At 30.9% G+C, this 20,749-nt stretch carries 24 protein-coding genes; 21 read left to right on the top strand and 3 right to left on the bottom strand.

Going from position 1 to position 20,749, the window contains the following annotated elements:
- Positions 1–272: 272 nt before the first annotated feature.
- The 3 genes from bcp (at position 273) to KTF99_RS15860 (ending at position 2,044) form a co-directional block, all read left to right on the top strand.
- A complete protein-coding gene (gene bcp, locus KTF99_RS15870) occupies positions 273–734 on the top strand; it encodes a thioredoxin-dependent thiol peroxidase (protein ID WP_003535961.1) in 462 nt (153 codons plus the stop codon).
- Positions 727–1,125 (top strand): rhodanese-like domain-containing protein, encoded by a 399-nt coding sequence (locus KTF99_RS15865; protein ID WP_003535963.1) that lies wholly within the window; start codon positions 727–729, stop codon positions 1,123–1,125. The genes bcp and KTF99_RS15865 overlap by 8 nt, the downstream gene beginning before the upstream one ends.
- Before the next feature lie 127 nt (positions 1,126–1,252).
- Positions 1,253–2,044, top strand: a complete 792-nt coding sequence (locus KTF99_RS15860; RefSeq protein WP_003535965.1) for a Cof-type HAD-IIB family hydrolase — start codon at positions 1,253–1,255, stop codon at positions 2,042–2,044.
- A gap of 37 nt (positions 2,045–2,081) precedes the next feature.
- Here the strand turns inward: KTF99_RS15860 and KTF99_RS15855 are convergent, their stop codons facing one another.
- Positions 2,082–2,702 (bottom strand): LexA family protein, encoded by a 621-nt coding sequence (locus KTF99_RS15855; protein WP_003535968.1) that lies wholly within the window; start codon positions 2,700–2,702, stop codon positions 2,082–2,084.
- Positions 2,703–2,902: 200 nt separating this feature from the next.
- Between KTF99_RS15855 and KTF99_RS17470 the strand changes: the two genes are divergently transcribed.
- From KTF99_RS17470 to abc-f, 11 genes are all read left to right on the top strand, one after another.
- A complete protein-coding gene (locus tag KTF99_RS17470) occupies positions 2,903–3,025 on the top strand; it encodes a hypothetical protein (protein WP_008791252.1) in 123 nt (40 codons plus the stop codon).
- A gap of 303 nt (positions 3,026–3,328) precedes the next feature.
- Positions 3,329–3,772 (top strand): LytTR family DNA-binding domain-containing protein, encoded by a 444-nt coding sequence (locus tag KTF99_RS15850; RefSeq protein WP_003535972.1) that lies wholly within the window; start codon positions 3,329–3,331, stop codon positions 3,770–3,772.
- Positions 3,773–3,775: 3 nt separating this feature from the next.
- Positions 3,776–4,219: a DUF3021 domain-containing protein gene (locus KTF99_RS15845; protein WP_003535973.1), complete on the top strand. Its 444-nt coding sequence runs from the start codon at positions 3,776–3,778 to the stop codon at positions 4,217–4,219.
- A 73-nt stretch (positions 4,220–4,292) separates the two neighbouring features.
- A complete protein-coding gene (locus tag KTF99_RS15840; protein ID WP_008791253.1) occupies positions 4,293–4,745 on the top strand; it encodes a GNAT family N-acetyltransferase in 453 nt (150 codons plus the stop codon).
- Positions 4,736–5,122: a cupin domain-containing protein gene (locus KTF99_RS15835; RefSeq protein ID WP_029480768.1), complete on the top strand. Its 387-nt coding sequence runs from the start codon at positions 4,736–4,738 to the stop codon at positions 5,120–5,122. Before KTF99_RS15840 ends, KTF99_RS15835 begins: the two co-directional genes overlap by 10 nt.
- Before the next feature lie 36 nt (positions 5,123–5,158).
- A complete protein-coding gene (locus KTF99_RS15830; protein WP_003535980.1) occupies positions 5,159–5,704 on the top strand; it encodes a cyclase family protein in 546 nt (181 codons plus the stop codon).
- A gap of 1 nt (position 5,705) precedes the next feature.
- Entirely contained in the window at positions 5,706–5,915 is a 210-nt protein-coding gene (locus KTF99_RS15825; RefSeq protein ID WP_003535982.1) for a hypothetical protein, read from the top strand.
- Between the two features lie 374 nt (positions 5,916–6,289).
- Positions 6,290–6,907 carry a PTS sugar transporter subunit IIB gene (locus KTF99_RS15820; protein WP_003535984.1) on the top strand — a complete coding sequence of 206 codons (618 nt, stop codon included), beginning with the start codon at positions 6,290–6,292 and terminating at the stop codon, positions 6,905–6,907.
- Between the two features lie 3 nt (positions 6,908–6,910).
- Positions 6,911–7,921 (top strand): ROK family protein, encoded by a 1,011-nt coding sequence (locus tag KTF99_RS15815; RefSeq protein WP_003535986.1) that lies wholly within the window; start codon positions 6,911–6,913, stop codon positions 7,919–7,921.
- Between the two features lie 51 nt (positions 7,922–7,972).
- Positions 7,973–8,323, top strand: coding sequence for a hypothetical protein (locus tag KTF99_RS15810; protein ID WP_003535988.1), 351 nt, complete (start codon positions 7,973–7,975; stop codon positions 8,321–8,323).
- Positions 8,324–8,540: 217 nt separating this feature from the next.
- Positions 8,541–10,016, top strand: coding sequence for a ribosomal protection-like ABC-F family protein (gene abc-f, locus KTF99_RS15805; RefSeq protein WP_020994238.1), 1,476 nt, complete (start codon positions 8,541–8,543; stop codon positions 10,014–10,016).
- Between the two features lie 140 nt (positions 10,017–10,156).
- On the opposite strand, the gene KTF99_RS15800 is transcribed toward abc-f, so the two are convergent.
- Positions 10,157–11,905, bottom strand: a complete 1,749-nt coding sequence (locus KTF99_RS15800) for a diguanylate cyclase domain-containing protein (RefSeq protein WP_217215641.1) — start codon at positions 11,903–11,905, stop codon at positions 10,157–10,159.
- A 480-nt stretch (positions 11,906–12,385) separates the two neighbouring features.
- Between KTF99_RS15800 and KTF99_RS15795 the strand changes: the two genes are divergently transcribed.
- From KTF99_RS15795 to KTF99_RS15785, 3 genes are all read left to right on the top strand, one after another.
- Positions 12,386–13,357 carry a DUF4352 domain-containing protein gene (locus KTF99_RS15795; protein WP_029480764.1) on the top strand — a complete coding sequence of 324 codons (972 nt, stop codon included), beginning with the start codon at positions 12,386–12,388 and terminating at the stop codon, positions 13,355–13,357.
- Positions 13,358–13,507: 150 nt separating this feature from the next.
- The gene (locus KTF99_RS15790) at positions 13,508–14,854 is read left to right on the top strand and encodes a 6-phospho-alpha-glucosidase (protein ID WP_008791257.1); all 1,347 of its coding nucleotides are present in this window, start codon (positions 13,508–13,510) and stop codon (positions 14,852–14,854) included.
- 131 nt (positions 14,855–14,985) lie between these two features.
- Complete coding sequence (locus KTF99_RS15785; RefSeq protein ID WP_003535997.1) at positions 14,986–15,777, top strand: MurR/RpiR family transcriptional regulator; 792 nt, start codon at positions 14,986–14,988, stop codon at positions 15,775–15,777.
- A gap of 102 nt (positions 15,778–15,879) precedes the next feature.
- Here KTF99_RS15785 and KTF99_RS15780 read toward each other — a convergent pair whose 3' ends face one another.
- Positions 15,880–16,896 carry a LacI family DNA-binding transcriptional regulator gene (locus KTF99_RS15780; RefSeq protein ID WP_008791259.1) on the bottom strand — a complete coding sequence of 339 codons (1,017 nt, stop codon included), beginning with the start codon at positions 16,894–16,896 and terminating at the stop codon, positions 15,880–15,882.
- Between the two features lie 288 nt (positions 16,897–17,184).
- Between KTF99_RS15780 and KTF99_RS15775 the strand changes: the two genes are divergently transcribed.
- From KTF99_RS15775 to KTF99_RS15760, 4 genes are read left to right on the top strand one after another with little or no spacing between them, the layout of a single operon-like run.
- Positions 17,185–18,546 (top strand): PTS transporter subunit EIIC, encoded by a 1,362-nt coding sequence (locus KTF99_RS15775; protein ID WP_217215640.1) that lies wholly within the window; start codon positions 17,185–17,187, stop codon positions 18,544–18,546.
- Between the two features lie 23 nt (positions 18,547–18,569).
- Positions 18,570–19,220, top strand: coding sequence for a ribulose-phosphate 3-epimerase (locus tag KTF99_RS15770; RefSeq protein ID WP_003536000.1), 651 nt, complete (start codon positions 18,570–18,572; stop codon positions 19,218–19,220).
- A gap of 1 nt (position 19,221) precedes the next feature.
- Positions 19,222–20,157 (top strand): DUF7916 family protein, encoded by a 936-nt coding sequence (locus KTF99_RS15765; protein WP_217215639.1) that lies wholly within the window; start codon positions 19,222–19,224, stop codon positions 20,155–20,157.
- A gap of 9 nt (positions 20,158–20,166) precedes the next feature.
- Positions 20,167–20,658, top strand: coding sequence for a PTS sugar transporter subunit IIA (locus tag KTF99_RS15760; RefSeq protein WP_008791261.1), 492 nt, complete (start codon positions 20,167–20,169; stop codon positions 20,656–20,658).
- Positions 20,659–20,749 lie beyond the last annotated feature (91 nt).

The raw sequence follows: 20,749 nt of genomic DNA, 5'->3' as shown, positions 1-20,749 counted from the left end.
AATCAAGACTGGTATAGTGTTTATGGAGAAAATAAAGGAATTTGTGATTTATAAAAGAAATGGTGGAGGATTCCACTTTTTCTTTTTATTAAAGAAAAATGAGTGGTTTAAGAAGTTTAAAAATCAGTGGTGAAAGAATGCTCGGATAACTGATGATAAATAGTATAAAATGTTGATATAATCGTATAATATTTATAAGTCATAATATTTGCATTTGGTATCAAAAATAGGTATGCTATTTATTAGAGAAAAATAAAGGAGAGAAATAAAAGATGTTAGAAGTGGGAAGTATTGCTCCAGATTTTACCTTATTAGATCAAAATGGTGACAGTGTTTCATTGAGTAATTTTGTTGGAAAGAAAATAATTTTATATTTTTATAGTAAAGATAATACGCCAGGCTGCACTAAACAAGCTTGTGGATATGCTCAAAACTATCCTCGATTCAAAGAAAAAGACACAATAATTATTGGGATTAGTAAAGATACGGTTGTATCACATAAAAAATTTGAAGAAAAATATCAGCTTCCATTTATTTTATTAGCTAATCCAGAATTAGATGTTTTACAAGCTTATGATGTTTGGAAAGAAAAAAACATGTATGGTCGAATGGTTATGGGTGTAGTGCGAACTACATATTTAATTAATGAAGAAGGTATTATAGAAAAGGCATTTACAAAGGTTAAAGCAGCAGATGATGCTGAGCGAATGTTAAGAGAGATTGAGAGTGAATAAAAGACAGATGCAATTAATTATTGGTATTTTAGTTATCATTATTATTGTTTTATTAGTGTATCGTAATCATCGCCAAGAAACTGCTTATCAAAGGATTTCGGCGAGTGAAGCTCAAAAGATTATGGATGAAGAAAGTAATATTATCATTATTGATGTAAGAACAGTAGATGAATATAAGACCGGGCATATAAAAAATGCTATCTGTATTCCCAATGAATTAATTTCTAATAAAGAAATTGCAGAGTTACCAGATAAATCACAAGAAATATTAGTATATTGTCGCAGTGGAAGTAGAAGTCGTCAGGCTGCAAACAAATTGATTAAACTTGGTTATGAAAATGTTATTGATTTTGGTGGAATCATTGATTGGGATGGTGAAGTAGTTAAATAAGAGGGTGCTATTTGTAGTGAACTTTAAAAGTTGAGTGAGCAACTAGAAATGATCACTATATTTTGGCACCTTTTTCTTTTATCTAAATAGAGATTATGCTATACTACATCCTGATAAGGAGGCTATGATGATAAAATTAATTGCAACAGATATGGATGGAACATTTTTGGATTCAGATAAACGTTTTGATCCGGAATTTATTGATATATTTTATAAACTAAAGGAAAAGGGAATCAAATTTGTAATTGCTAGTGGTAATCAGTATTATCGATTATATCAAAAATTTTTACCATTAAGTGAACAAATGTATTTTATTGCTGAAAATGGTTGTTACATCGCAGAGGGAGCGACAGAATTGTATTGTAATACAATTACACACGATAATGTTGAATTGATCAAAACAGCATTAGCCCCATATGATAATTTATTTATGATCATGTGTGGTCGGAAAGGGGCTTATGTCTTAAGCCGTGATAAGCATTTTGAATCATTGGTGAGATTACATTATTGTAATTATCAATTTGTTGATTCATTCGATCATATCGATGATGAAATCATGAAGATTTCTATTAATGATCCAGAAGAACAGATAGAAAAATATTTGCAAGCATTGGAGCCGCATTTACCAGTCGCAGTTAAGGTTGTAACAGCAGGAAATATGTGGATGGATATTCATAATCGTGATATTAACAAAGGTGTTGGAATGCGTTTTTTACAAGCAATCTATGAAATAGAACCTGATGAATGTATGGCTTTTGGGGATCAAATGAATGATTATGAGTTATTACAGCAAGTGAAATATGGTTATGCCATGGATAATGCAGTTCTGCCAATTAAGGAGATTGCTTATGGTACAACTAGATCCAATGATGAACAGGGAGTCTTAATTAAAATTAAAGAAGTATTGGATCTTGCCTAGTATTGCTAGGCTTTTTTTTTACACGAAAAAAGGTAAACTACCTTTTATTAATAACTAAAGTTAGTTTACCTATTACTCTAAAGCCGGCTTGACTTTCTTGATTTATTACAATGGGTGTATATTCAGGATTAGCTGGTTGTAATATAATGCAGTGATTATTATCATCACGGTAGAATTTTTTACATGTAGCAACATTATCATCGATTGTAAAGCAGCCAACCTCACCATTTCTAATTTGATTACTTTTTTCAAATACAATTAAATCACCTTGATTGATATTTTCATTGATCATGCTGTCACCATCGGCATATTGACAAAAATATTCTTTACTGGGTGAAAGTAATGTTTCAGGTAAGGATATATATTCATCAACATTGTCATCAACAAAAAGACCAGTTCCACAACTAATATCACTGTATAAAGGAATAGTAATTGAATCAGTAATAATAGGTTGATTGCTCTCGTCAATTCCTAAAAAGTATGAAGCAGGAACATCAAAAATTTCAGATAGTTTTTGAATCGTGTCCTTTTTTAAATTCTCAACTCGATTGTTTTCATATTTTGCGATGGCTGATTTTTTAACCCCAAGTAAGTTACCTAATTGCTCTTGAGTTAAGCCTTTTTCTTTACGTAATTTTTTTATTCGTTCACCGGTCATTTGTATTCACTCCTTGTGTCTTAATTTTACTATTAAATAACTAGTTGTGCAATCATTAATTAACAAAAGTGTCGAAAAAAGATACTTTTTGTTGACAAAATAATGGAATGGATGTATATTAAAAGTGTCTTATAAAGACACTTAAAAAATATTGATATAAAAAGATGAATAAATAGATACTAATGATGGAGGGAAAGATTATGGAAAACAAAGAAATGAATTTTAGTGGTAAAGGAATTTTAACGGTTATTACGGGGATAATAATTATGGGTTCTACGATTGCAACCTTAAGTTCTTATTTGTTGGATTTAATTATGCTTTAATGCGCATACTAGTAATGAGGTGAGCTGCTAAGTGAAACGCAGAGATAAAGAAATTAAAGATCAAGATGAAATTGATTATGAAAATCATATTATGGAATATGATGACCAATATCTTGATAACTCCAATGCTCAAGAATAGAGAACAGCACTTTATGGTGCTGTTTTTTTATGGTATAGATATGCAGAGAATTAATGTTTATCGTGTAGTTATTAACTTTCAAGTTACCAAATAGAAAGGTAAAATGCACGAAGCTAATAAATGATTATGATATAATAGATGTATTAAAGAAAGGTGTGAAAAGCATGAAAGTTGAATTAAAGATTGATCCTAATTGTCAAGAGCCTTGGGCAGTGATAAATGTAGCTAAGCTGACACCATCGCTTCAAGCTGCGATTACAATTTTGGAAAAAGAGTGTGAAGAAATGATTTTTACGGCTCAAAACAATGGTAAGATCTATATAATCGATCCAGTAAAAATTGAGCTGATTCGTACTGAAGGGCGAGAATTAGCATTATATGATTTGAAAAAAGAACGCTATGTTTTAAATAAACCGCTCTATGAAGTACAAGAACAATTAGGAAAAGATTTTGTACGTATATCAAAATTTGCAATCATCAATATTAAGCGTATTAATCATGTTGAAGCATCTTTTAATGGAACGATGGAAATAGTTATGAAGAATGGTCTTGAAGAAATCATAACCCGTAGTTATCGAAAACTGTTTAAAGAAAGATTGGGGGTGTAGAGAATGCGCTTTAAAGATTTAGTGAGTTATTTTTTTGGTGGGATTGCTTGGGGATGTACGTTTTTGGTAGTAATAAATCTAATTGGTTATACAGTGATTGGCAGCACGTTTTTAGAACCTTTGATGGAAAATTTTGTCATGCATGCAGTAGGAGCAATGGTAGTTGGAGTTTGTTGTGGTTCGACTTCATATGTTTATAAAATTGAAAGTTTAAGTTTAAGAAAACAAATAGCTTTTCATTTTACGATTGGGCTGGGTGGATATTTATTAATAGCATATAAATTGGGATGGATGCCAATTAGCAATATCGGCTATGTTATCACTTTTATATTAATGGCAATTATTATCTTTACAAGTATTTGGACGGGTTTTTATTTTTATAATCGAAATGAAGCTAAAAAATATAATGCTAAGATAAAAGAAATAGAAAAAGAAAATGATAATTAAGATTATTGTTAAAGGAATATCAGAAGTAAAGCTTTCATGATATAATGAATAATAGTGAAAGTGAGTGATAATAATGTTAAATTTTCGTTATGCTGATATAAATGATTTAGATTTTTTAGTGGAGTTAAGGATACGTGATTTAAGACTGTTTTCTAATCAGGAAATCTTACCACAGACAATTAACAAGATTCGTGATTTCTACAAAACAGGTATTATCAATGGTACCTGTTTTACATTATTAGGATTTGATAATGAATTATTGGCTGCTTCAGGAACATTATACTTATATTCCTTAATGCCATCAAATGAAAATCCTTCAGGAATTATGGGGCAGTTAACAAATATATGGGTAGATGAAAAATATCGTCATCAAGGTATTGCTAGTAGAATTGTTAGTGACTTATTAACAAAAGGACAAGGTAAATGTGGAATGATTTGCTTGAATTCTTCAAAAGATGCAATCGCACTATATCAAAAACTAGGATTTAAAACCAAAGAAAGGTATATGATAAAACAATGGGACTAATAATTAAAAAGCCTGATGATGCAATCATCGTAAATAAAAAAGATGGAACTCATGTTGCCTATTATTTGTTTGACGAGTATGAAGTTCACTTAAACAGTTTACCACCGCAAACTGAACAAGTATGGCATTTTCATCAAGCTATCGAGGAAGTAATCTTAATTATTGAAGGAGAGATAGAAATCCACTATTTAGATAATGATAAGAGAATGCGGCAAAGAGTTCAGCCAAATGATTTAATATTAGTTAAAGATAGTATTCATACATTGATTAATTGTAGTACGAAAGAATGTAAGTTTGTTGTTTTTAGATTAGTACTTGATGGTAAGAATAAACGTGATCTAATCAAGAATGACAAAAAGGTTGTAAATATGCTGTAGAATTGTTTCCAAAGAAACAATATAAGGAGGAAGAATATGTTTATTGATTTAACTTTAGAAGTTACTCCAAAACTAACTCAGGATGCTAAAGGAAATGAAAGTAAAGCTAATTTTGGGCATTTAGGCACTCATTTTGATGTGATGAACAAAGAGTTTCCATTATCTTATTTAGAAAGAAATGGAGTTATTTTTGATGTCCGAGGTATTGATGAAATTGAAGTGATTGATTTGGAAAAAATTAGATCTGGTGATTTTGTGATTTTTTATACAGGATTTTTAGAAAAGGCAGGATATGGTACTAAAGAATATTTTCAAGCCCACCCTCAATTATCAAATAATCTGATTGAAAAATTGTTAGATAAGAAAGTTAGTATTATTGGAATTGATTGTGCTGGGATTCGTCGCGGTAAAGAACATACGCCGATGGATCAATATTGTGCTGATCATAATGCATTTGTTGTTGAAAATTTAGATAATCTAGAAAGTTTATTAATGCAAAATGAGTTTACTATAAATACTTATCCGATGAAATTTAGTGAAATGACAGGCTTGCCATGTCGGGTAGTTGCCAAGGTAGATTAAAATGCAAGTGATTCTCGATTTATTTACTGAACTATACGAAAAACAAGATATATTATCAAAGCTAACCCAAAGTAGCAGTTTGCAAGGTTATGGTTATTCAGTAATTCATTGTCTTGATGCAATTGGAATTCTTGATGGGCCTAACATTACAAAAATAGCAGAACACCTAAAAATGACTCGTGGGGAATTAGTAAAATTATCAAAAAATTAGTTTCTAATAATTTAATAACAACATATCAAAATGATAATAATAAAAAAGAGATATATTTTAAACTTACAGCTGCCAGAGAACATTTATTTTTAGAGCAGCAGGCACGACATCAAAAGTATATTGAACGTGATATAACTTTTTTAAAATGACAAGATGAGCAAAAAATGATAGTTGTTAAAGAATTTTTAACTGTAATAATTATTTAAACCATCAAATTGAAGAATTAAGCAAATAGCAGTATTGTTCAGAGGCGCTAGTTTTATTAACAAAATTAGTGCCTGTTTTATTAACTTAATAGATTGATTGTAAACGGATACAAAATATATTATAATACTTATGACAATACTTGTCATAAGTTAGGGGAGGTGCTCATAATGGATGAGTTCTTGCAGGGAATCAATGCATCGATTTATTTAAAATGGATATTAATGCAAAACAATCATTATAGTTTAAATATCAAAGTTGATGACAATGATAATAATACGATCATCATCAGTAATGAAATAGTAATTGGGAAAATAATTTATTATGGCAAGGGAATTTTTGAGGAAGAGTTAAATGATCGTCAAACAAAGGAAAAAATCTTTTATCTTCATTTTCAATTAACACATTTTAATCATGCAGTGGAGTTGTTTAAAGAAATGATTAATTGTGCATTAGAAGCAACTAATCGGCCGCAAATAAGAGTTTTATTATGCTGTAGCGGTGGTCTGACAACAACTTTATTTGCAAGTAAAATGCAAGAGCTGGCAAAATTGGAAAATCTATCATATGAGATTTTTGCAACAGGATATTCACGCTTATTTGAGATTGCTAATGATTATGATATTATTTTAATTGCACCGCAAGTTGCTTATATGCTGCCACAAGCTAAGCGACGTTTGCCAGATAAAGAGGTAGTAACGATACCAACACGCATTTTTGCAACAAATGATTATTCAGGAGCATTAAAAATCATTTATGATTGGTATCAAAACAAGGAGGAAAAATAACCTATGAATATCAGTAATACTAAAAATCTACGACAAATAAATCGGGATAAAGTCATGGATATTTTTATGGAGCAAGAAACTTGTACTAAAAATCAATTAGCTTTAGCGACTGGGCTAAGTTTAGCTACAATTACAAATATTTTAAAGGAATTGCTGGCAAGTAATGAAGTATTAAAAGATGGTGAGTTAGAATCGACGGGAGGAAGAAAGAGTGTTGTTTATTCTTTGAATAGCGATTATTCTCGGATGCTAACGATTTCGGTTAATAAAGAATACCGGCGGGTACACTTGATTTATCGGGTTTATAATCTGGCAGATGAAATAGTTTTTAGTGATGAAGTAATCAAAAAGGAAGTTAAAGTTAATGATATTTATGATATTATTAACATCGTTTTAGCTAAGTTTGATAATATAAAAGTTATTGGAATAAGTATGCCAGGGATTATTAATGATGGGCGAGTTACTTCAACTGGATTAACAAATTTTAATGATATTGATTTATATTCATTACTAACCAATAAATATAGTCAAGTGATCATATTGGGTAATGATGTAAATACAGCAGTAATTGGTTTTTATCTAGCAGAAAAAAATTATGAAAATGTCTGTCTGTTATTTCAACCAGGTGAAGGGTATGGTGGTGTTGGAACAGTAATTAACGGTCAACTTGTAACAGGTAAAACTAATTGTGCTGGTGAGATACAATATTTACCCTTGAGTCAAGATGATCAATTGAAATTGCTTCAGTCTCCCCACGGAACGATTGAATTGTTGAGTAAGATTGTAATTTGTTTAACCGCGATCGTAAATCCCGAAATCGTAGCTATTAGTTGTACTAATCTTGAGCGTGCTAGTGATTTAGATGAAACATTGAAACAGATGGTTCCGGCTAAATATCTTCCTAAGATAAAAAAAGTAACTAATTTAAGTGAGTATATTTTAATTGGTTTACAACTGATTTGTAAAGATTCTTTAAAAACAAATCTTGTCATAAAAAAACAATCGATTATTTAAGCATCTATAATAAAAGATGCTTTTCTTGTTAATAATTTAATTGGTGATAAGATGTCAGAAAAAGATATACAATTATTGGTCATGTGTTTAAAGGAATATATTAAAAATATTGATGGTGAAAGGTTTAAACAACTATTTTTAGGTTATGCTGAATACATGGCACGAAATTATGGGCAGGATTGTTTGATTGATGAATATGATTTAATGATGGAACAAGTAGAAAAATTTGTTGATGAGCAGCATTTGGATATAAATTTATTACCTCCATACAAGCGGGATGTTTTTTATCGATTCATTAAAAATCATTATTCAAAACAAGATATCTTAAGTTTATATTATTTTAATGATGAGATTGGTGCTTTAGAATGTTTTATTGATATGATTGATAGTAAGTATCAATAAAAGCCTTGTATTATCAAATAAATTTGATATGATTATATAGAAACGAGGTGGAAGGATGTATAAATTTTCTTGCTAAAATTTAATAACAGTATACTTTGAGTTACTGTTTTTGTGCGCGAGAAAATATATCCTTTTAACTAAATCCGATTCTAAGATTCTATTTAAGCTACGAGTGTATATTTTCTTGTAGCTTTTTATATTGTTAGGAGGAATGGAAATGGGTTTATTAGACGTAAAGAATTTATCGTTTAAATATGATAATCAGATTGAAAAGGTATTTGATAATGTTAGTTTTCAAATTGATACAAATTGGAAACTTGGATTGATTGGTCGAAATGGTAAAGGGAAGACTACGTTGTTAGAATTATTGATGTCTAAATATGAATATCGGGGCTATATTACCCCTAATTATATCTTTGACTATTTTCCGTATCATATTGAAAATGAAAATATTAGGACTTTAAAAATTGTTGAGAATATTCTTGGTGAATTTGAATTATGGGAATTACAAAGAGAATTATCATTACTTGATGTGGAAAATGAGGTTTTAGAACAAAATTTCGCTACCTTATCAAAAGGACAACAAACTAAAGTATTATTGGCCATTCTTTTTTGCAAGCCTCATGATTTTATTTTAATTGATGAACCAACAAATCATTTGGATTATCACGGTCGACTTTTACTAAGTAAATATTTGAAACGAAAGAAAAGTTTTATATTGGTAAGCCATGATCGTGATTTTTTAGATCGTTGTATAGATCATGTCTTAGCTATAAATCGTAATAGTATCGAAGTGATAAAAGGGAATTTTTCCCTTTGGTATGATTTGAAAATGAATAATGATAAGAGGGAAATAGAAAAGAATGAGCAGTTAAAAAAAGATATTGGGCGTTTGAAAAAGGCAGCTCGTCAAAATGAAGATTGGTCAAATAAAGTGGAAGCTACTAAAAGTGTAAAGGTTGCTGGTTTAAAACCAGATAAAGGTTATGTTGGTCATAAAGCAGCTAAAATGATGCAACGCTCTAAAAATATTGAACGACGTCAAAGTAAAGCAATCGAAGAAAAAAGTGATTTATTAAAAAATATTGAAACAATCGAAAAATTAAAGATCTTTCCACTTGAATACTCAAAACAGCAACTATGTTATTTTAATCATGTTACGATTAGTTATGATAAACATATTATTGTTGAAAATTTAAGTTTTGATATTAATCAGGGAGATCGACTTAATCTTGCTGGAAAAAATGGTTCAGGGAAGACAAGTATAATTAAAATTATTATGAAAGAAAGTAATAATTATCAAGGAAAGGTAAATATTGGAAATAATCTAAAAATAGCGTATCTAAGTCAAGATGATAGTCATTTAAAAGGAAAGCTGGATGATTATGCAAATAGTCTTGATATTGATTTAAGTTTGTTTAAAGCTATTTTAAGAAAATTAGATTTTTCTCGCGAACTATTTACTCAGGAGATTAGTACTTATAGTAAAGGTCAAAAGAAAAAAGTAATGTTAGCGGGAGTGTTATGCCAAGAAGCTCATTTATTTATTTTAGATGAACCATTAAATTATTTAGATATTTTTACGCGAATGCAGGTTCAGGAATTATTGCTAATATTTAAACCGACAGTATTATTTGTTGAACATGATAAATATTTTTGTGATCAAATTAAAACTAAAACGCTTAACTTATAAAGAAGGTCAAGTGAGTTAGAATATGAGAAGAAAACAAAAGTAATAATGATAATTAAAGACTATGTAAATCTTGAAGCAACCCCTTTTAGTTGGCTATGTCGAGCTTTTAGGGGCGCTTCATTTTATATGGTCTTTAACAATTATTTAGGATAAGTCATACCTTCATGGTAATAGACATAACGATCTCGTCCATTGTGTTTAGCATTATATAGAGCAATATCAACTTTATTATATAATTCAGTAAAAGATATCTCTGGTCGATTATCGATATGAATTCCCATAGAAATACTAATTTCTTTAGGATAGTTATTGGCAGTGACATATTCATGAATTTTTTTAATTAAAGCATTTGCCTTTTCGCGGACGATCTCTTTATCATATATATCTTTGATAAAGATTAAAAATTCATCACCACCAATTCTTCCAATTAAATCACTTGCTCGAAAGAAACACTTAATTATTTTTACAATTTCAATTAGAAAACGATCACCGATGATATGACCATAAGTATCATTGATTTTTTTAAAATAATCAATGTCAATTAAGATACAAGCATAGGAAAGATTATTTTTTAAGATATGACAATATTCTTGAATCGCGCTAGTAATATATAAACGGTTATATGTTCCGGTTAGGGGATCTGTTATTGACTGGTGTTTTAATCGTAATTCTGAGGAAATATCAACAACTTTGCCGACAACTTTAGTTAATTTATTATCATTATCAAATATCCGTCGAAAAGTTAGACGGTACCAAGTATAACTTTGTGGTACGATTGCAAAACGATATTCCAATTTATATAATTCATTAGAAACTTGATTTGATAAAATTATCTTCAAATCCTTTTTAAAGCGTTCGATATCACCATGATATAAATGAGTATTTTTTAAATCAACTGTCAAAAAATTAGTCAATATATTTTTGACTGGAGTATCAGCTTGTAGCTGTTGGTATACTAGTGAATTATTTTCAACATCATATTCAAAAATAATATCATCAGATAACTGAGATACAATTTCATAGCGTTCTTGATCAATTTTTAAACGATTGACCATTTCTTTAAGTTCAGAGATATCAGTAATGATACTATTTATTACTACTTGACCGTTTTCATCTGTAACTTTACGTCCGCTATCCATTACCCATAATAAACTTCCGTCTTTTTTTCGAATCCGATATTCTGTTTTGTATTCTGGTCCGATGGCAAAACATCGTTTACAATCTGCTAAAGCAGCAGGTAAATCAGGTGGATAGACTGCGCCAACAGCAGTACCATGACTCATTTCCATGAATTCATCATAAGTATAACCAAGCATTTTACAGAGCTCTTCATTAACATAAAAGTAAGTATAAAATTCATCATCAAGACTACCTTTCATTCCCCCGGCGGTTGTTCTGATAATCATTTCAATTTGTTCATTTTTTTTCTTTAAAGCTTGTTGTAACTCTTTATATCCGAGTTTAGCAATTTCATTGGTATAGAATTCTTCTTGACTAATTGCATCATTGGGGGTCGAGGCATGAACATGAATAATTTTAAGTGTAGTATTAAATTGTTTTAAAACAATCGTTACCCGTTGATCCATATCAAAAAGGGCTCCTTTGCTTTCGATATGTAAATGATAATTACAATAAACGATTCCAATATTATCGTCGTTGTAGATAACATAACAATCTTGAAAGGTAATTTCAGGAACATAACCCTCGTTACACCCCTCTTTAAAGTATTGATCAAATTGTTTAAGGTTGTTTGCCATAGTATTATTACTAGCCCCTAGCCATGAGCCTTCTGGAGCAAACATATTCTTGACTTGATCAAAATTTCTGCTAGTGAAATATGTATTGATAAATTTTTGAGCAGTTAGAGTTAAAAAGTCGTCTTTGATCATTGTTTGCACCCCCTTACGTTTAGTTTAATAGTAACACTTATTATTAGTAATGTTAATAAGAAGATTTCAAATAAAAAAAGAATTGTGGTTTACTCAGCCACAATTCTTTTGATTTTCGAAACGTTTTCAACAACTTTTTAATTTCACTTTTCATCTACGCATCTTCTATTACTTTGCCTTATATTATCATGTTGTTTTAACGTTTCTTTAAAAGGCTCCTGTTCTAATTTTTTATTATTATGTTTTTTTAGAACTCTTCCTTTTATCTACTTCAAATATATACCTAAAAAGATGATTTTTCAAGCATCTTTCAAATGTTGTTGTTTTTATTTATTTTTATATAATTTATAGTATAATTAAATTTAAGGGGTGAAAAAAGTATTGAATATATCAATGCTTTTTTTATTGATGGAATGATGCGGTTGAATAAGTCAATTCAATAAAGTACAATTAAGGTATTAAAGGGAGGAAGTCGATATAATGAAAAGATTGAGTAAAATTTTATTAGTATTTTTGATGGTTTTAGGTCTTACTGCGTGTAGTGGTGGGAGTAAAGAGAATGAGCCGGCAAAAATTGAAATGGGAAAAGAAAATAAGTTTGATGATTTAGTTTCATATAAAATTGAAACGATTAGTAGACCACAGCAAATTACCCCTGATGTAATTGGAAGTTTTTATACATACTATAAACCATCTAAGTCAACAAATGTATTAATTGATGTGACTATGTATATGACTAATCTACAAAAAAAGGAAATGAAGCTATCTAGTACGTTGAAGGGAACATTTGTTATTGATAAAACTGATTATGTCGCTTCAACAGCAATGGTAAGTGAAGATGGAAAAACAATTAGTCAAGGTGGAAGTTTAGTTGCTGAGGGGACTAATAAAGTGCATTTTTATGCCGAAGTTAAACCAAGTTTGTTAAAAAATAATATAGAATTTAAGCTTACTACTGTTGATGAAGAAAATCCTAAAGAAGCGAATATGAGTTTTAAATTAACGGATATTGCTAAAAATTATGAAAGTAAGAATTTAAATGATACGATTGTATTAGATGGTCGCGGTGAAATTGCTTTACAAGCAGTAAATATTACAAAAAAGCTGGAGCCTGCTAATCCGGTTGGTTTATATACTTATTATCAAGTTCAAAATGATGGAAATAGTTTTGTTGTTTTGACTACTTCGATAAAAAATATTTCAGAAAGTGACATCACAGCATCTAATATTGCTGTAGCTAAATTGGTTGATAAAGATAGTAATGAATATCCAGCAAATTCATTTTATGAAAAAGATGATCGTAGTAATTTAGCTAGTGCCAGCACTACTGTATTGACTCCGGGTCAAAGTGGGATGATTCATTTTGTTTTTGAAGTTAGTGATGCTGTTGCAAATGGGGAGAAATCAGTTAGAATCACATATAATGGAAAAGTATTTATTGTTAATCTTTAAGATCTAGTATTGCTAGATCTTTTTTTGTGAAAAGTCACGCTTTTTTGTGAAGAATACCTAAGTATATGGTCTTTGCACGATTAGCTTTGAAAGTATTGTGAGACCTTAAAGCAAGTGCTAAAGTAAAGTCATAGAAAGAAGGTATTTGAGATGAAAAAATATAATGTAGTAATTGTTGGTGGTGGTAGTCACCGAAATCCAGATTTAATGGCCATGCTTGCAAGTAAAAAAGATGTATTTCCTTTAAAGCGAGTAGTTCTATATGATAATGAAGCTGAACGGCAAGAAATCATGGGACAATATGGTGAAATTTTAATGAGGGAATATTATCCTGAATTGGAAGAATTTATTTACACTACTGATCCTGATGTTGCTTTTAAAGATGTAGATTTTGCTTTAATGCAAATTAGAGCGGGACGTTTGCCAATGCGTGAAAAGGATGAAAAAATCCCATTAGCACATGGATGTGTTGGTCAGGAAACATGTGGGGCAGGTGGTTTTGCCTATGGATTACGCAGTGTCCCTGCAATTATTGAGTTAGTTAAACAAATTCGTAAACATTCTCCAGAAGCATGGATTTTAAATTATTCAAATCCAGCAGCAATTGTAGCGGAAGCAACAAAACGAATTTTCCCTGATGATTATCGTATCTTAAACATTTGTGATATGCCAATTGCAATTATGGATGCTTATGCAAAATTATTAGGATGTCAACGTAAAGATTTTGAACCACGATATTTTGGACTAAACCATTTTGGATGGTTTACTCATTTATATGATAAGAAGACGGGAGCAGATTTAATGCCTTCTGTTCGGGAGCAACTAATGGCTGGAGAAATTTTTAAAAAAGGTTCAGAAGATGAACATGTTCGCGAAAAATCATGGGTAGATACTTATAATTTTATGTCAACAATGGTCAAGGATTTTCCTGAATATTTACCAAATACATATTTAAAATATTATTTATATCCTCGTCATGTTGTTGAAGAATCAGATCCTAATTACACTCGTGCAAATGAAGTAATGGATGGTAAAGAAAAAGATACTTATAATATGATGAAAGAAGTAATTAAACTAGGCGCTTTAAAGGGAACTAAATATGAATTAGATCCTAATCGCGGTGTTCATGCTACTTACATTGTTGATTTAGCAACATCAATAGCTAATAATACAAACGATATTTTCTTAATTATTACTAAAAATAGAGGATGTATTCCAAATTTAGATAGTGAGATGATGGTAGAAGTAGCTTGTCGGGTTGGGGCAAATGGTGTTGAACCACTAGCTATGGATCCAGTAGATACTTTCTATAAAGGTTTGTTAGAAAATCAATATGCATATGAAAAATTAACAGTTGATGGATTCTTAGAATGTAATAAATTGAAATTATTACAGGCGTTAGTATTAAATCGTACAGTAGTTGATACGGATTTAGCTAAAGTGATTCTAGATGACCTTATTGAAGCTAATAAAGCATTTTGGCCTGAATTCAAATAATAACACTCCCTTACTATATCTCTTTATTTGAATTTTGTTGTAGTAATAGCGAAGTTTTTAACTTCGCTATTTTATCATTTATTGCAAAAAATTTTTTTGTTATACTTAAATAATAAAGGACGGATGAAAAGATGCAATTAAACGAATTAGTAAATCTTCATTTTGATGATTTGAATGAAAGTGATTTATATATATGGAATTATATTAATAATCATCGTGAAGTATGCACAAAAATCACAATTGAAGATTTAGGAAAAAAATGTAATGTTTCAAGGACAACGATATTACGTTTTTCTAAAAAAATTGGGTTAGAGGGATTTGCAGAGCTAAAATATTACTTGCGCAATGAACAGACCCTTGCCGATGTAGGATTAGGCAAGACAGTAAATATTTATGCATTATTTGAAAATCACGCTAAAATGATTAGAGAATTACAAAATCGTGATTACAATACCTGTTGTCGTATGATTGATCATGCTAAACGTATTTTTGTAGTTTCTAGTGGGACGATTCAAAGATCAGTGGCAAAAGAATTGTCGCGCCAATTTTTGAAATTAGGAATTATTATGACATTAGTTAATGGTGATAGTGAAATTAATATGTTAGCACGAGCAATCACTGCGGATGATTTATTGATTATTATTTCTTTGACGGGAGAAAGTGAATCGGTAATTAGAATTGCTAAGGTGGCCAAGACAGTAGGAAGCAAAACAATCTCGATTACTAGGATAAATGCTAACAGTTTATCTTTGCTGGCTGATGAACCAATTTATATCTTTTTTGGTGATTTTCCTATTGTTTTCGAAACAGCATATACTTCACCAACAATGTTTTTTGCATTAACGGAATTATTGTTTGCAAATTACCATAACTATCAACAAAAAAAGTTATTTCAACAAGGAAATCAAAATTATGCTGAATAACTAAAAAACCTGCGCTTAGTGGTACAATCTTGTATTTAGAGCTGATGAAACTTAATTATTTCATTGCTCCTTTGAAAAGATTGATCATTGATGCGGAGGTTTTTATTTACTTGACTCTCGTTCTACTAAGACAACAGGAACAATTGTATCGATCGAACCAATGTCTTTTCCTTGAATCATATTCAATAGAACTTCACAGCCCTTTTCAGCAAGCATCTTTGGATTCCTTTCAATTGTTGAAATTGAGGGGGTAGGTAACCGTGAATATAAAGTATTATCAAATCCGATTAATTTGACTTGTTCGGGAACTTTAAGATTTGCTCGTTTTAGTGCATACAAGGCTCCTAAGGCAGCTAAATCACTAGAAGCAAAAATACCATCAATCCTGCGCTGTGTTTTTAAAAAGTCTGTTATTAATATTTCAGCTTCAATTTGGCTTGGTTCTTTTCCTTGAGTTTGTAAGATATAATTTTTATCAAGTGGAATACCGTAAGTATCTAAAGCTTTTTTATATCCTAAATAACGCTCTTTTTTCTCATAATCAGCGGTGAAACTAGAAATAAAAACAATATCTCTACAGCCTTTTTTGATCAAATGTTCAGTGGCTAAAAAAGCTGCATGAATATCATCACTAGAAATTCGAGGAATAGTTTTATTATTTTCAGGATAGCGATCTATACATACAATGGGAATGTCATTATAAATGATGTCTTCTGTTAATTTATTTAAACCACTGATACAAATAATGCCGTCGACACACTTGCTTGCTAAACTTTTAAAATAATCTTTTTCTTTTTGAACATTATTTGCACTATTACAAATAAAAACAGAGTAGTTATGTTTTGCTGAATAATTTTCAATATGTAATGCTAGAGTCGCAAAAAAATCATTGCTGATGTCTGGAACGATTAAACCAATCGTCTGTGATTTCGATTCTCTAAGACTTTTGGCATTCATATTAGAAACATAGCCATATGATTTAGCTAAAGCATTAATTTTTTCTTCTGTTTCTTTTGAATATCCGCCTTTATTATTTAATACTCTGGAAACAGTTGCAATGCTAACTCCAGAAATTGCAGCAATATCTTTAATTGATAGTTTTTTTTTATGATTATCCATGTTATCTCCTTGCTTGTTAAGATTATATAAATTATACATGAATAGGCTATGAATGTAAATATTAGCAGGTTTTATTAATTTTTACGTAAACGTTTACGTAAAAATGTTGACATTTACCTATTTGTATGGTATTTTTAATCTAGGTAAACGTTTACTTAAAGTGATGGCGCCGTTATTTTTTTACCAGTTAGGTTAAACGTTTACGCAAATAAATGCAAGAAAATTGCATCTAAACTATAAGAGAGGAAAATAGTAGAATAGAGATCATTCTGGCTAAGGAAAGGGTTTATGGATTTTAATAAGATGGCAGCTCAAATTATTGAGCATATCGGTGGTAAAGCAAATATTGCTTCTTTAACTCATTGTGCAACACGGTTAAGATTTAAATTAAAAGATCAAGGAAAAGCTTCAAAAGACAAAGTTGTTAAAATTGAGGGAGTTATTAATGTAGTAGAGAGCGGGGGACAATTCCAGGTTATAATCGGTAATGAGGTTGCCCAAGCTTTTGATGCAATCGAAGCATTGACAGGGATTTCAGGAAAAGAAATTGATGTAGTGGAAAAAGATGATTTAAAGGTAAAAGGAAAATTTATTGATCAAGTAATTGAATTAGTTACAGGAATTTTTACTCCAATTTTACCGGCATTGATTGGAGCCGGGATGATTAGGGCTTTATTGATGTTTGCTACTAGCATTTTAGGAATGTCTGCTGAAAGTGGTTTATACATTGTTTTAAATGAAGTATATAATGCAGTATATTCGTTTTTACCAATTTATTTAGCTTATACGTCAGCTAAAAAATTTAAATGTAATCCATATATTGCAGTAGCAATTAGTTTGGCTTTAGTGAGTCCAACGATTCAAGGATTGGTTCAAGGTGAAACAGGGATGAAAATGTTTGGGTTTGATGTATTATTCCCAGCTCAAGGTTATGGTTCTTCTGTTGTTCCAATTATTGTAACAATATATTTCATGTCAAAATTAGAAAAATTGTGTACTAAATATATTCATGCAGTAGCTCGAAATGTTTTAACGCCATTAATTACTTTATTGATTACAGTGCCATTAATGTTTATGATCATTGGTCCAGTAACAAGTTATTTACAATCATTTATCGGTGAAGGCTATACATGGATCTATAATTTAAATCCAACTATTTGTGGAATTCTTTTAGGTGGATTATGGCAGGTATTAGTAGTTTTTGATTTACATTGGGGAATTGTTCCACTTGGACAAATAAATTTAGCAATGTATGGAAGAAATACTATCAATGCCGTGACTGGTCCAAGTAACTGGGCACAAGCAGGTGCAGCTTTAGGTGTTGCTTTAAAATCAAAAAATTCACAAATTCGACAAAATGCAATGTCAGCAGCAGTAACTGGATTCTTCTCAATTACAGAACCGGCTATTTACGGGGTCAATTTGAAATATAAAAAGCCTTTCTATATTGCAGTTGGATGTGCAGCAGTTTCTGGTGGGATTGCTGGATTTGTTAATGCTGCAGCTTTAGCGGGGGGACCAGTTGGAGTTTTATCATTCCCATTATTTTTTGGTGAAGGATTTGTAGGATTTTGTATTGCAATGGTATTTGCATTTGTCGCTTCAGCTGTTTTGACTTATCTATTTGGATACGATCGCAGTAATGATTAAGAAACATTTAGGGGAGAAAAAATATGAAAAAACTATTATGTCCATCAATGATGTGTGCTAATTTTGGTAATCTTGAAAATGAAATAAGAAAATTAGAGGAAAGTGGAATTGATATTTTTCACCTTGATGTAATGGATGGGAGTTTTGTTCCAAATTTTGGAATGGGACTGCAAGATATTGAATATATTTGCAAAACAGCAAATAAACCTTGTGATGTTCATCTGATGGTAGTAAATCCTGGGGCATATGTAAAAAAATTTGCACAATTAGGGGTAAAGATTATATATGTCCATCCTGAAAGTGATGTGCATATAACTAGAACTTTGCAAATGATCAAAGATGCTGGAGCGCAAGCTGGAATCGTAGTAAATCCTGGGACATCTTATGAAAGTGTAAAAGAAACATTATCGCTTGTCGATTATGTGATGGTAATGAGTGTTAATCCAGGTTTTGCTGGTCAAAAGTATTTAAATTTTGTTGATGATAAATTTAAACAATTTTGTGCCAAAAAAGAAGAATTTGGCTATAAAGTGATGATTGATGGGGCATGTTCGCCGGAGCGGATTGCTATGCTGTCAAGTATTGGGGTAGAAGGTTTTATCTTAGGAACGAGTGCTTTATTTGGTAAAGAGAAGAGTTATCAAGAAATAATTAAAGAATTGAGAGGACTATAAAATGAGCGATGTAATTAGACTAATTAGTGCTTCAGGCAGTGATTTTGAAAAAATGACACCGATGGAATTGAAAGAATCAATTTTTAAATCAGAAGGGCGGGTAATCATGGGACAGCATTTATTATTTGCTGGTGAAGGATTAGTTAGAGGAATAACTAATTCTGAGGTGATGTTTGCTTTTGGTGCTGATATGGTTATGCTTAATACAATGGATTTAGATAATATGGAAAATAATAAAGGACTTCAAGGATTATCTTACCAAACCTTAAGGCAACGTTGTAAAAGGCCACTTGGGATTTATTTAGGTTGTCCCAAAGCGGGATTTGAAGACGGTGGTAAAAAAGCTTTATATCGCCGTGAAGGAATGCTTTGTACACCTGAACATGTTCAAAAATGTGTTGACATGGGAGTTGATTTTATTGTTTTGGGTGGTAATCCTGGTAGTGGAACTTCAATTAATGACGTAATTGCTTGTACTAAATGGATCAAGGAAAAGTATGGTGATCAATTATTCGTCTTTGCTGGAAAATGGGAAGATGGTATAAACGAAAAGGTGCTCGGAGATCCTCTGGCTAATCGAGATGCTAAAGAGATAATTAAAGAATTGATTGATGTGGGAGCTGATTGTATTGATTTACCAGCCCCAGGAAGTAGAGCAGGCATCAGTGTCACGATGATTCGGGAACTAGTTGAATACATTCATAGTTATAAACCAGGCACTCTGGCAATGAGCTTTTTGAATAGTTCAGTTGAAGGGGCTGACCCAGATACGGTACGCTTGATTGCGTTAAAGATGAAAGAAACTGGTGCTGATATTCATGCTATTGGTGATGGTGGCTTTTCGGGATGTACTTCACCAGAGAATATTCACCAATTGAGTATTTCAATTAAAGGGCGACCTTATACATATTTTAGAATGGCAAGTGTTAATAAATAGGTGAAAATAATGGGATTATTTAATAAATGGAAGAAAAAAGTAGAAGTTGAACCATATCGTATTAGTGCACCAGTAGCTGGAAAAGTAATTGATATCAAAGATACAAATGATCAAGTATTTAATAGTGAAGCATTGGGAAAAGGAGTAGGCATCATAGCATCAGAGAAACAAATAACTGCCCCAATCGGTGGTCAAATTGTAAGTTTTTTTCCTACAAAACATGCGGTTGGAATTAAGACGGATAAAGGTGTAGAATTATTGATTCATGTTGGAATTGATACTGTTGAATTAAACGGTAAACATTTTATCTCAATGAAGAAACAAGGTGATACGGTTGTACGTGGCGATATTTTACTAAAGGTTGATTTTGATGCAATTAGAGAAGCTGGTTACGATCCAACAGTCTTGATGGTAGTGACAAATACTGCTCAATATGCACAAATCAAATGTAATTTAGGAAATAAAAGTAATAATGATATTATTATTGAGATAGAGGAGTAGAAAATGAAAATTGGAATTGGAAATGATCATGTTGCAGTTGAATATAAAAATGTGATCAGAGAGTATATTGAAGCAAAATATGGCTATGAAG

The organism is Erysipelatoclostridium sp. MSK.7.34 (assembly GCF_019041935.1).
In the GTDB taxonomy this organism is placed as follows: domain Bacteria; phylum Bacillota_I; class Bacilli_A; order Erysipelotrichales; family Coprobacillaceae; genus Thomasclavelia; species Thomasclavelia ramosa.
Note: the sequence above shows the minus strand (reverse complement) of the source record. Positions and strands in the feature narration are given on the sequence as shown.